At 33.8% G+C, this 14,329-nt stretch carries 8 protein-coding genes; all 8 read right to left on the reverse strand.

Annotated elements, in window-relative coordinates; translation table 11 throughout:
- Positions 1-2,012, reverse strand: a 2,012-nt coding sequence (locus WBN21_RS07490; RefSeq protein ID WP_424198953.1) for a gliding motility protein RemB, incomplete at its 3' end; no start/stop codon positions are given.
- A gap of 225 nt (positions 2,013-2,237) precedes the next feature.
- On the reverse strand, positions 2,238-3,029 hold the full coding sequence (locus WBN21_RS07495) for an energy transducer TonB (protein WP_424198955.1): 792 nt from the start codon (positions 3,027-3,029) through the stop codon (positions 2,238-2,240).
- Positions 3,030-3,235: 206 nt separating this feature from the next.
- Positions 3,236-3,955, reverse strand: coding sequence for an energy transducer TonB (locus WBN21_RS07500; protein ID WP_424198957.1), 720 nt, complete (start codon positions 3,953-3,955; stop codon positions 3,236-3,238).
- A gap of 60 nt (positions 3,956-4,015) precedes the next feature.
- Positions 4,016-4,393: a VanZ family protein gene (locus tag WBN21_RS07505; RefSeq protein ID WP_424198959.1), complete on the reverse strand. Its 378-nt coding sequence runs from the start codon at positions 4,391-4,393 to the stop codon at positions 4,016-4,018.
- Positions 4,386-4,766 carry a glycine cleavage system protein GcvH gene (gene gcvH / locus WBN21_RS07510; RefSeq protein WP_424198961.1) on the reverse strand — a complete coding sequence of 127 codons (381 nt, stop codon included), beginning with the start codon at positions 4,764-4,766 and terminating at the stop codon, positions 4,386-4,388. Before gcvH ends, WBN21_RS07505 begins: the two co-directional genes overlap by 8 nt.
- 230 nt (positions 4,767-4,996) lie before the next feature.
- Positions 4,997-12,358, reverse strand: coding sequence for a cell surface protein SprA (sprA, locus tag WBN21_RS07515; protein WP_424198963.1), 7,362 nt, complete (start codon positions 12,356-12,358; stop codon positions 4,997-4,999).
- A gap of 5 nt (positions 12,359-12,363) precedes the next feature.
- Positions 12,364-12,945, reverse strand: coding sequence for a Holliday junction branch migration protein RuvA (ruvA, locus tag WBN21_RS07520; RefSeq protein ID WP_424198965.1), 582 nt, complete (start codon positions 12,943-12,945; stop codon positions 12,364-12,366).
- Positions 12,946-12,995: 50 nt separating this feature from the next.
- Positions 12,996-14,329 (reverse strand): phosphate acyltransferase (locus WBN21_RS07525; RefSeq protein WP_424198967.1); only part of this gene is annotated, 1,334 nt, incomplete at its 5' end.

Below are 14,329 nucleotides of genomic sequence, written 5' to 3' on the forward strand. Positions count from 1 at the left end.
GCTTCAGGATTAAAATTTCTAACGGTTATATCTGTGAATATTTTTAGGTTAGTTGCTGGATTAACTAAATAACCAGCTTGTAAATTACCATGGAATATTTTTGATTTGATTCCTTGCCCTACTTCAACACCAGTATTAAAAGGGCGATCGTTATAATCTCTATAAATGTCGCCACCGTAACTAAAATTGTCGGTTCCGTTGTTATAATCCAGCCCGCGCGTTCCAAAAATAAACTTAGCATCGCCATACCAGCGTTTGTAACGGTAACGCCCAATTATAATAGCCTCGCTAAAGTTTGCACCCCATAAATGCGCCATCGATTGGTTGTTATGTCCATAGTTAAGCACAATGGTATTATGCGAATACGTGTATGGCCGCACACGGTTATATTCAAATTGTAATAGTAAATTATCAACTTTAAAGGCATTATAATATTTAACCCCAAGTTGGTAACCGTATTTGTTTTTCCAACTTTTCTCCCCGCCTTTTATATCGCCAAGAGAAAATTCATCTAAAATAAATTGGCCATAAAAATTTACATTATCATTCCATTTATATTTTGCCGTAGCTCCCAAAATAGCATTTCCAGCGCCTTGTCCAGTTTCAAACTCAATGGCTCTGTAAAAAATAATAGGGTTTAAATAATTCACATCAAATCCGCGGTCGTTAGAGTTGGTCCATAAAACCGATTCAAACAAACCAATATTTAATTTTTTTGACACATTCCAACTTAAATAATGGTTGGCAACATATTTGGTTTTAAAGGCTTTGTCTACTTCAACCTCGTCTCTAACATCTTTTAACCACATCCACGTATTGGTGTATTTTATTTTCCAGAATTTGGTGTTTAATTTTAAAAATGGGTGCGGACTTGCAGCATCGCCTAATAACAAGGATCTATAACCATCGCCAATAAAGTTTTTTCCATGCCCAAATTGAACATTTATAAATTTAGCTGGCGCATAAGATAAATAAGCTTCAGCTACTGGATAATCATAGGAATCTGTTTTAAAACGTTTCGCGATACCACGCCCAGGAATAATTGCTGGATCTGGACCAAAAGCCTTTAAAGTCTCAGCATATTGATTTACATATTCTGCAAACCGTCCTTGACTTTCAAAAACCGAAGCGAAAAAATTCAATTTTTCACCCAATCCACCTTGCACCAAAAACCCTCTGGTATTATTATATGTTTTATTATTTTCAAGGTTTGATTCTATTCCAAACTCTAAATCTAAAATAGGATCGACAGTAAACCAATAGTCTTTACCTTGTAATTGCACTAAATGCTCATTCCACAATTTTTTACCTGCCCAGGTTTCGGTGTCTCTTTTTAATTGTTTTTGCTCTGCTTCGAAATCATAATATTTCGAAACTTCTTCATACACAAATGGTTTTGATGCTGTATGGCTATTTGTGCCAATAAGATTCATTTGCCTATCAAATCGCGCATAATCACTATGTGTAAATTGAATATTCAATTGGCTATTAAAAGCCTTATTTTCAAAAGCTCTTAAATCAGCATCTACTTTATCGAACTCATTTTTTGCAGCTATTTCTAATTTTGATAATTCTTTTTCTTTAGCTAAATCTTGTGTTACCACAGTTTGATTTACCAAAGGTATTTTAATAGGAATGGCATATTGCTTAAATGTATTTCTGCCATTATAAGTTGCAGGCTTTATTTTCGGAAACTCAGTAAATACGCGCTTTGCTTCTTCTTTAAGCTCATTATGTAAAGCATCTATATAAATTACTCGAAATTGCCCTGTAGTATCAACTTCAAAAAGTACTACAACTTCGCCTTTATAACTTTCTTTAGTAATGCTCTCGGGTACTTTGAAATTTTCAAAAATGTTAGCATATACATTTTTATCAAAACACCCCTGTAAAGAATCGATAGCTACATTTTCACAATTAGGAAAAACAGGTGGTTTCTCACGCAAAAAGGTATTTTGAGCATAGAAATTATATTGAACTAAAAGCAGGAGTAGTACAATGAATTGCTTCATGATTTATTATTAAAAGTTATGTTATTCTAATGAGATTTGAAAGATACTATATTTTTAGTTTCTAGTCCTATTTAAACAATGATAAGTAGCCCTTTAATCTATAGCTATTAATGATAATCTGAAATACTGCAACAAGTTCAGCACATGTAAATTCAGGTCGTAAAAAACCGCTATCACTTTAATGATAACGGTTTTTAAAGCATGAAATTATAATGTGTTTTTTAATTACTGAACTAGAAAAACTATTGGTAAGGTATAAATGACACCAACATTGGTATCTCTCTGTTTGCCTGGAGTCATTTCTGGAATAAAATTAATAACCCGAACTGCTTCTTGTTCTAATTTTGGGTGAGGCGCGCGCGTTTTGATATCTGTTATATGTCCAGTTTTATCAATGGTGAACTGTACATCAATTTTCTGTCTTCCTGTAAAACCATAGTTTGCAGCAATATCACTACCTTCAAATTTCCTTTGAATAAGTTTAGTGATTTTTTCAGACATACATTTTTTTCTAGCATCGTTATTCTTGGCACTTTCACAGCCTGGGTAAATGGGTGCATTTTGAATAGAAACAAATGGTACATTATCGGGCTCTTTAGGTTCCTTTTTTAATGTTTTAAAAATTGCGGGATCTAAAGTTGGTGCGCTAACTTTCGGTTCAACAAATTCCTTTTTAAAAAACTCGTCTGGTGTCTCATCGATAACTTCAACAAACTTAACAGGATGCTTAATTTGCTTTCTCTCAACTGGCTCATCAGTTGGTTGAACCTCGTCAATAATAACTGGAATGTACTCAAAGTCAGGTTCAACTAATCGACTTGCAATAGTTGGGTCTTTTGGAATAGTTGTTTCAAACCTCATTTCAAGCAAGCCAAAGGCTGCCAGTAAACATACAATTAACCCAATTTGAAAATAAAGGGTTGAGTTTTTTTGTAAATTTGCATCATGCTTTTGCGATTTTTTCACGATTTGCTCATTTTGCCGAATGAGTTCGTGAGAATTCTTTTGATTTCTCATAATAATTATAGTTTAAAATGTTAATGTTATGATAAATTCACAATAAGCATACCAAAAAGAAATCCCGTTACTTAATTGTAACGGGATTTTATATATACCTTAAATGAAACTATAAAACAATAGTTTCGAGCTTGCTGAATAAAAGATAAAAAAAACCTCGAAGCGAACTTCGAGGTTTTAATATTTATATGAGTAACTATATAATCTTAATCTTGAACTTGGAAAATAATTGGTAACGAATATGGAACGTTTACTGGCTTACCACGTTGTTTTCCTGGTTTCATTTTAGGCAATAATCCAATAACTCTTACTGCTTCTTTTTCTAATCCTGGGTGTGGTGCTCTTGCACGAATACCAACAACACTACCAGTTTTATCTATCTTAAAGATAACATTAATACGTTGTCTTCCCGATAAACCTAAATCACTAGCCAACTCTGTATTAAATTTTTTATTTACAAATTGTGAAATCTTTTCAGACATACAATCTCTTTTTGCTGTGTTGTTTCCTGATTCACATCCAGGAAAAATTGGCACATTTTCAATTACTGAGAATGGTACATCAATATCTTCTTCAACCTCTTCTACCTCTACTTCTTCAACCTCAACAATTTCTGTTTCTTGATCAACCTCAGTAGATTCGATAACCGTTTCTTCAATTTCAACCTCATCCTCAACAATCTCAATTACTTCTGGTGCCGCAGGAGGTGGTGGCGGTGGTGGAGGTGTTTGAAGTTGTTCTGTAATTGGAACTTCCTCATCCTCTATCTCATCCATATTTAATTGCCCTATATCAATAGCGGCTTTATCATAAGTTTTGTAATTGATTGCGTAATTTGTTAAAAACAACATTGCCGCTAATCCAATGGCGAAGTAAAGTGAACTATTACGTCCAACATTTGCTTGGGGATTTTTTTTAAGTTCCATAGTTTAAATCGTTTATCAAGAATGCTAAAATAACTATTTATTTTTCAAAAAAGCAAGTGTTTAAGAGTTTTTAACTTGCAAACTTTTTTTTAGCCAAAGTAAAATTGATGCAATTAAAGCTCCTAAAGTATTGGCTAAAGCATCATAAACATCCAACTCTCTTGAGGCTGTCATAGTATCCTGTAAAATTTCAATAATTATGCCAAAACTTACCGCTAAGATAAAAGCATAGATTATAGCCTTCCTTTTTTTGAAATTAAATGTGAAATAAAAAGCAAAATACCATAAAACTGCGAAAATCGAATAAGCTAAAAAATGAAATATTTTATCAGCATTAGAAATATTAACTTTAGGAATATCTCTTAAAGTCATTAAACTTGCAGTTCCTAATGCAATCGCATACCCTAGAGCAATTAAAAACGCACCTTTTTTAAGCACCAATAAGTGTTTTGTACTCTTCAGCAGATAACAATCCATCTACTTGAGATAAGTCAGAACACTTCAATTTTATCATCCAACCGCCTTCATATGGATCAGAATTAACAACTTCAGGTTCATCTTCTAAACCCTCGTTAAATTCGATAATTTCACCTGAAAGTGGTAAAAACAAATCCGATACTGTTTTAACTGCTTCAACGGTCCCAAAAACTTCATCAGCCTCCAAAGTTTCGTCTACAGTTTCAACTTCAACATAAACAATATCGCCTAATTCGCTTTGCGCAAAATCAGTAATTCCAATGGTTGCAATTTCGCCATCCATTTTAACCCACTCGTGGTCTTTAGTATATTTTAATTCTGAAGGAATGTTCATTTTAAAAATTTTAAATATAATTATTCAACAAATGTATTTATTCACAATCACTTTTCAAACTTCAAAGTAGTAAATAACACAATTACAATTTAATTTGGGCGTTACCACAAGGGTCGGGCTATCCGTTACAAGTCCTTGCACCTCCTGCGTCGGGCTGTGGGCTTTCCGCTACTATCCCTAACGCGGGCAAACAAACTAAATACAGTAATTAATACTTAAATTAAGACAAATTAATTACCAAAATTATATCTCACAGTAAACCCTGACCGAATGGTTGTTTGTGGAAAGGCTGTAGAAATAGCGTAGTCTGAAAAAGTGTAATCAAAATAGAAAATACCTGTTAAGTTTTTACTAAAGGCATAATCAGCTGAATATTTTAATCCCCAAATAGTTTGTCCGGCTGTAATTTGATTGTTTTCTAAATCTAAATACCTGATGATTGTTTTGTTATCTCTAACCGAGATATCTGCTTTCATATTTAAATCGCTAACAATACGCTTTTTTGGTCCAGCTAGTTTTGATCGAATTCGTAAATCTTTGATTCTATAACCTAATCCAATAATATATTCATTTCCTTGAACTTCGGTTAACAAGTTGTTATCAAAACTTAATGATAACATTCTGTCTTTTTTGATTTCAGCAAGAATTCTAACTGAGTTTTTCATTTCTAAATCAATTCTAACCAAAGGACTAAACAATTCAGTTAAATTGATATTACTAAATAGCCTTTCATTTTTAAAGTTTCCTGATTGATCTAACGCTTCTGCTGGCTGATCTACATATTGGGTTCCAGCTATTGGCGCTTCATTATCATCTGGATTTAAATTCAAATTCAAATTGGTATTAAACTGGTTTATGGTATAAGCTGATCGATAACCATGGGTTAAAGAAAAACGTTTGAAACGTTTTTTAAACCATTCAAATTTCATAAAACCAGTATACTTTAAATCCCAGTTTGGAATTGGAATATCTCTAAAAGCAGTTGTTTTAACTTTTGTAGCATCCTGACCTGAATAAGCAGCTAAAAAGGCTGGTAGTAACACTTTCTGACTCTTTTTTCCAAATCCTAAAGGAAACCCGTCATCAGGATTTCTGGCATAAGTATCTGTACCATAAAACGCTTCAGCAAGGCGTTCTGCAATCTTTAATCGATTATCACTAAACTGATTAAAAGTTTCTGAACTTACTTCATCACTTTGGTTAAATGCTGTTTTAATTAACACCGTTGAAATATTAAAATTACCAAACGTGTTCGGTGTTAAAGCATTGTAAACCCCGCTTTCAACTCTATAATTCTCTGTGAAATTTTGATAATATGCTCTATTTCCAACAATATCAATTTTTAAATCTCTAACTGGTTGCAAGCTTGCAGAAACATCTAATTGCTTGGTGTTTGTAGAGGTATACTGTTGGTTAAACTCATCGAAAGTTGTTAGCCACCCACGTCTAGCTGCTAAATATCTAACATCACTTTGGCTACCAAAAGTAAACCCAACTGTTGGTTTTAATGTACCAACAAAACCTGGTGTGTTTAAATAGCCTGGTAAAAACATTCCGTTATTTTCAGAATAGTTTACTTGAATTCGTTTTATGCTTGTTAAAATATCAACTCCAGCATTTAATATCTTGGTAACCCCTTGGTTTTTTGATCTTGATGTTTTAGGTTCTGACTCTTCTTGATTTCCGCCAGGAGGTGCACCACCAGGAGTTGCATTTGTTCTAGTTCTTACTCGTCTTATTGGTTTTTTAACCAAGCCTATATACTTGTAAAAACTGCTCATATCCAAGGAAGTGTTAATATTATGAACATTGGAATTTTGGACTGTATTTCCTAAATCGTATGTATTCCCATCAACCTCTAAATTGCCATATAAATCTGAACCTTTTTGCCATTGAAAACTACCTGTATATTGATACGTTGCATCAATAAAACTAAACATTGGTATTTTATTAAGTGGTAATTGGTAAGTAACCCCGAGGTTCTGAGTTTGTCTGTTAGGGTCGCCAACATCCAATAAACCGTCCCAAACATCTAAATTTTCATCTTGCTCTCCAGCAATTAAATCATTATCCTTAAAATAATTACGAACAATATTATTATTAGCCGCTGTAAAGTTGAATTGTAACGAATTGGTTAAATTATAATTTATAGCATATTGAAAATCGAAGGTGTAATTTCTTCTAAATAATTCTTCAATACCAATATTAGAACCCGTTAAATCAACCTCTCTAAATTTTTGCCTATTAAATTGCCTGTTTATATCTGTATTAATAGTGAAACTTGACGGCAATAAATTAAAATTAAAATCTTTTAAAATTTTCCAGTATTTACCGTTAAAAAGAGAATCGTTATTCTTGAATGGTTCAATAGTTATTGGATTGAAATTATGTGCGTAATTTGCACCTATTCGCAAGGTTTTATTAACAGCGTTTTCAATTTCAAAGTCTCTATGCTCAACTTTGTTATATGAGTAATTTAAAGTCACATTTTCAACATCATAAAACCGTGGTTTTTTATCTGTAGTTCTTGATTTTCTAACACCTATAAAATTGATACTTTGACGTTTTGTATAATCTTCAGATTGTTCCTTAATATTATCTCTTTCTGTATTACTATCTGCAGCGTCAAGTCTAGAATCTAACGTTAAATCTTCATAAAATTGATCGTACTTTGGTGTGATTAGCTCTTCACTTATTCCGTAATTAAATGGCACTTGAATACCCCATTTTTTTGGAAGTAATTGACCAACATTAATATTGGTTACCAAATCATATTGCTTAACATCTTCTAAACTACGTTGGCTAGGACCTTGCTCCAATGACCCAAACCCAGAAGTGCTTTGTCTGCCTGTTGCGCTAATGTTTGCAAAATCTGCAATATTGGTATCCATACTTACTACGGCAGCCCAACCACCTTCGTTATCTAAGTCCGATAAACGCAATTCGTTAAACCAAACTTCAGCACAAATATCGTTGCTTGGTGTGGCATTTTTAACACCAACCATAAGGGTTCTTATATCTCCAAAATTAGGGTTTCCTTTTATGGCAACACGATGTTGACCAGGAACATAACCATTATAAGTGCCACCTTCAAGAACTCTAACAAGATCATCCCCAACAACATCATAAAATCGAGCTTCATCTGTTAGAGGCGCATCATCTGAAAAAGATTCAGCTTTAATTTTTCCTAAAATTTCTATCGGTAAATTAATTTCGTTGGCAGTTGGCCACAAACCATCTCTAGTTATTGAGGTTGAAACTTCTAATGGGATTTCAATTTGATAGTAATTTTCAGTTAAATCATTACCCATTCTAATAAACCCAACCAATTCATTATCATCCAAGGTTCCTGTTCCAGATTCGCCATCTTCAGCATGCATAAACATTCGCATACGTTTGTACTGGCGCATATCAAGATTGATATTTTTATAAACTGCTTTGGAATCTTCAGCTTCTAAATTACAAACCTTCACCACCAAAGATTGTTCGTTTTGACGCACAACCGTATTATTATTAAACAACTGTTCTGGCTCAATACCTGGAGGGCTGTCATAACTTCCTTCATTTTCAAGGGTTCCAATAACGCTAACTGAAAAATCGGTTTGATCATCTTCCGGCGTAGGGTCGTCTTTATCTAAAGCTTGTGTATAACGTCTCCAATCACTTCTAACTAAATCTAAAGTTCCAAAACGGAACACGGTAGCTTCTTGAAATTCTTTAAGATAAATTCTTGTAAACCTTACTGAACGCAAATCGCTAATACCATTAACAGCCTTAACATGGCTTCCTTCTACCGGAACTCTAAATTGATACCATCTTACATTACGTGAATCGCCATTTGGAAATGTACGCGGTCTGTCTTTAAAATCTCTTAAAAATTCCTTTAACGGGTTTGAATCTGGAATATTATCAAAATCGGCTTGCGATTGTGGTAAATTAGCCCTTGTAAGGTCTAATTCATATTCGTAATAACTATCAATCGTGTTCATGGTATTATCACGATTTATATCCTCTACATCGGGTTGTGTATTGGCAGCTCTGTCTGTATTTGAAAATGTATCAGGCGTATTACCTTGAACCCCATTATATTTTTTATAGCGATTAAAAATATCACCATCTGTATTTAAGAAGTAGGTGTAGTTATCATTTGCTGGATCTGCTTTTCCGCTAAAGGGAGCAAATCTTGAATCATCACTTGGGGCTTCTTCTGAATCATCATAACCATCATATCCAACATCTTGATTAATTCGTTCTTCTCCAGTACTATCAAATGTATAAATTAAAGATTGATTTTGTGGCACTACAGTACCCCAGTCTGTTGGGTTAAATAAACTAACATCGCCATTTTTAGGCAACCCATTTTCATACAGTTTTTTTCCATCTTTAATAATATCTTCAGAAATATTTCCTAGGTTAAAAACTAGTTTCCCCCCTGGATTTGAAGGATTATCTTGAAAAGGATCTTGTAACCAAAAATCAATATATTCAACATTTTGTTGTTCAAAATCTGTTGATGTTATTTGCCTTGTTATACCTGCCCATGAATTTTGAGGACTAGTAAGTGCATCATTAGGAATATCAATGCCTGTTTTCTGATAATTATAAGGACCACGTTCTTCAGGATAATAGGCTAAATCTAAAGTGAAAATTACAGAGTTTTGCCCTTGTACTAAATCTCTATCTGGGAATAACTCATTTATAAATACTCGACTGGTGTACAGGTTAGAAACATCATCATCTGATATTTCATCCGGACGCTGACTGCTATAAAAAATAGGATCGATAGTATACCAGTTTAAAAGTGCTCTATCATAACCGTTTTGAACACCCGCTTGGTCTTTATCATCTTCACCAGAATAGCTTATTCCTGTTTCCAAAGGTCTACTTGACAAAAACCACGATTGTTGTGATTTTAAATCGATGCTGTTTTGAGAGCCTTCAAAATCGTCTATATATGAAGTTGCCTCACCATTTAAATCGGTGCCTTTTGGTGCTCCAGGTGCTAAGTATGCAAACTCACCACGAAGCGATAAGTTAGATTCAACATCGGTATCAATATTTGGTAATTTGTTAGCCAATCTCGTTAAGAAAGGTACTTTGGTAGAATAATTTCCATTAAATCCAAAAATGGTATTATTAATAGATTCTGAACCATAGTTTGCTTTTTGAGTAATTGGTCGCTCATTAAGGTTTAACAAAGTACCACCTAAAACAAAATTTTCATTGAATTTATGCTCCACATTCAATCCTGTAAAACGTCTTGTTTGCTGACCAAAAACGGCGTTATTTTCTGTAGAAACTTGAATTGGAGTATTTGAAGCTTTTAAGGATTCATCTAAAATTTGAACGCGACCTAATTGGTAATTCACCGTGTAATCAATACCTTCGACTAACACCCTACCACCAGCAGTTACACGAACCGAACCACGTGGTACATTAAATGCTCCAATAGGAATTCCATCGCCACCACCTGAAGATTTATAACGTCCTTTTAATTTGAATTTATTTTTTTCAACTTCTTCTAAAGCTGCTGTTTTTGTGCTTTTATAAAGAATGTCGTAAACATATTTTTTCTGGTCGTCATTAAATAATGAATTATCCACATCATCATAATTCGTACCACCACCTAATACATTATATAAATATTCACCAAAAGGCTCAGCACTTGTAAATACAATTTTCCCATTTTGCGGAATAACTGTAATGCCTGAAACAAAATCGAAAAACCCATCACCTCTGGCTTGTGGGTCATTATTAAAATTTAATTTATCAAGGTTAAAGACTCGCAATAGTGGAGAATTTTCAATAAGATCATCACTAGGTGTACTTCCATCAACAGGGTCTCCATTAATATCCAATTCGAAACTAGCACCAACTGGAGAAATAAAGTTTAAAGGTGATGCCTCGTTATAGAAAATATTCAATGTAAAATCATCTTGACTTAAGTTATAAGCACCAGTATCGTAGATGTTTTTCATCATTAAATCCCAAATTGGTTGGTTTACATTGGTAATACTACTTTTTAGCATTTTTAAAACCAAGGCCGTATTAACAACTGAAATTACTTCACCATCATCATTTTCTTCAACATCAGTAGCATCCAAACCATCATTGGCAAATTCACCTACTTGATACACCTTTCCGCCTACCGTATATTGGAACGCAACTGCTAAAACCTCATCATTATTTAACCGTTGACTAAGTGATATATACCCTAATTCTGTATTTAAGGTGTATTCTTGACCGCTAATTAATTTTCTAGCATTTTCAAGTTTTGCATAATCACCACCCTCGTTAACTTGTGTACTTAAAGAACCAAAACCTTGATTTGCCGTAGAAATATCACGAATTTGTTGCGTTAATATAGACGTTGAACCAATTTTTGTTGGATCAAAATCGTTGTTTCCATTATCTGGATATGTACTAGTCGTATTTATGAAACCACCTGGAATTGGATCTAATAATAAATTATCATTTTCAGGTTGAGCTGCACTATAAAATGATTCTCCAATATCTTGTAACGCAACAATGTTTCTAACATTTTCAGTTCTATTGCTTCTATTAGTAACCCAAGCTTCAAGTCTTGTTATTTGCAACCCTTTATTATTGATAAAAGGATAGTTTGCTAAAGCCTTATCATATTCATCTCTAAAATAATGAGCTAAAAAGAAGTGTCTGTTTTCATCGTATTCTCTAATGAAAAATTCGAACTCCTCAAGGGTTCCTCCACCTTGTGCTACTACAGTATTTGCCTGCGATTTTTGTTCTGAGAAAACACCTGTAACCGTCGTTTTTCCAAATTGAAGTTGTGCTTTAACACCAAATAAGCTTTGTGCCCCAGTAATTAACGAGCTGTTTAAAGGCATACTCACATTACCAACTTCTATTTTTTGAATAATATCATCTTCGGTTGGTGTGTATTCTAATTTTATAAGTTGCTGAAAATCAAACGTAGATTGTGTATCATAATTTGCAGTTACCTGTAGTCTAGTTCCAACTTTTCCTAATAAACTTAAGCTGATTCGTTGATCGAAATCAAAGGTGAAATTACTTCTGTTTCTTGGTGAAAATGAAGGATTGTCTTGTTTTGAAAATAAGACACCTAAATCCATTTCAACCGAACCTTGCGGAACAACTTCAATGGTATTACTTCCAAAAATAGTTTCAAAAAAGTCTGATTTTACATAAAATTCAGGGAGTAAGTTTTTTCTACCTTCCTCTGAACCTTCTTTTTTTCCATCAAAAGCATCAATTTTTTCTTTGTAATAATTCCTTAAATTCTCCTTCGCCACTAAAGCATAGTACTCTTTTGGTGTTAAAATAACAGGGTAATTGATATTAAAACTTCCTATTTTTTCAGTAAAAATATATCTATCTGTAATAGAATCATAGGTGTATTTAGATTCTACACTATTTGGATTTGGCACTCTTATATTTCCTAAACTAAACCCGGTTTTTGTAGAGTCTTGGGCAGGTTCCTGAGACCAAGCATCAAAAGAAAATAAAAACAAGAAAACCAATAAAACACTTATACTGCGCTCTATTGGATTATTTAAATTCGTTTTAAGGTAAGTTAGTTTAGTTTGGTTCAAAATAATTATAAATTTTTTAAGGCCTGCTTTATAATGGTTTCAACATCGGCATCCGGTTGCCCTATCATAATTTTTTCCACAACACGTTCGGCTTGTTTTTTGGCAAAACCAAGCACTTCTAATGCAGATAACGCTTCATCCTTATTGGTATTGCCTTTGGAAACAGAAACTTCGTCTATATCATATATTTTTAAGATTTTATCTTTTAAATCTAAAATTACGCGTTGGGCCGTTTTAGCACCAATACCTTTTATAGATTGAATTAAAACCACATCGGCACTTGCAATACCATCGCGAATTTGTTTTGGTGTTAATGATGAAAGCATGGTTCGAGCAATACTAGCCCCAATGCCACTTACAGAAATTAACAACCTAAAAATTTCGCGTTCAGCAACAGACGAAAAACCATACAATGTATGTGAATCTTCCTTAACTTGAAGGTGCGTAAATAATTTTAAATTTTCGGCATCTGGAATTTGAGAATAGGTATGCAATGATATGTTTAGCATGTAGCCAACACCATTACAATCAATAACAACATGCGTTGGATTTTTTTCAGTTAATTTCCCTTGAATGTGAGTTATCATGTATTGTTATTCGTTAAGCAACCAAATGTAATAAAATTATTCACATTTTTTTACTGCATCTTAGCATTTTCTATTTCCCATTTTTCTTTATGTTGAGCATCAATAACAGCAATGGCAGTCATGTTTACAATTTCGTCAACGCTTGCACCTAATTGTAGAATATGAACTGGTTTTCGCATACCTAGCATAATTGGTCCTATCGAATCGGCTTCGTGCAATTCTTTTAACAATTTATAGGTGATATTGGCAGCATCTAAATTCGGAAAAATTAAGGCGTTTACTTTATTACCAGCTAGTTTTGAAAATGGAAATCTTTCGCGAAGCATTTCATCATTCAAAGCAAAATCTGTTTGCAATTCTCCATCTACAATCATATCTGGATAATTTTTATGCAACATAGATACAGCTTCTCTTACTTTTGAAGCTCTTTCATTCGTTGAAGAACCAAAATTAGAATAAGACACCATGGCTAAAACCGGATTTAACCCAAACATTTTAATAACTCTTGAAGTCATTTGAGTAATCTTAGCTAAAGTTCTAGCATCAGGATCAATATTTATAGAAGTATCGCTTAAAAATAACGGCCCTCTTTTGGTCATCATGATGTTTGTTGTGGCCGCACGACTTACCCCTGGCATTAAGCCTATGAGCTCTAACATTGGTTTTACAACCGACGGATAGTTACGTGAGTATCCTGATATTAACGCATCAGCATCACCTTCATTCACCATCATAGCTGCAAAATAATTACGTTCGCGCATTAATCGTTGGGCTGAATAATAGGTTACCCCTCTGCGTTTACGTTGTTCCCAATATACCTTCGCATATTTGTTTTTTCGTTCGTTTTCTTCTTCTGTTTTAGGATCAATAATGACAATATCAGCATCAAATTCAATTTCTGCCATAAGCGATTCAATAGTTTCTTTTCTACCAAGTAAAATAGGCGTTGCAATGCCTTCTTCATGAACTATTTGTGCAGCTTTTAAAACATCTAATTGATCGGCCTCAGCAAAAACGACACGTTTTGGGTATAGTTTTGCACGATTCAACAATAACCTAACTAATTTATTATCAGAACCTAATCGTTCAAGTAACGTGTTTTCATATTTAGCCCAATCTGTAATGGGGTGTTTCGCCACACCACTCTCCATGGCTGCTTTTGCAACCGCGGGTGGAACTTCAGCAATTAAACGTGGATCAAAAGGTTTTGGGATAATATAATTTTTTCCAAACGTTAAACGGGTTTCACCGTAAGCTATATTTACTTGTTCAGGAACAGGTTCTTTGGCTAATCTAGCCAATGCTTTTACGGCTGCCATTTTCATGGCTTCGTTAATTTTGGTAGCGCGCACATCTAAAGCACCTCTAAAAATAAATGGAAATC

Origin of the sequence: Algibacter sp. (assembly GCF_049667265.1) — a bacterium.
Lineage (GTDB): Bacteria > Bacteroidota > Bacteroidia > Flavobacteriales > Flavobacteriaceae > Algibacter_B.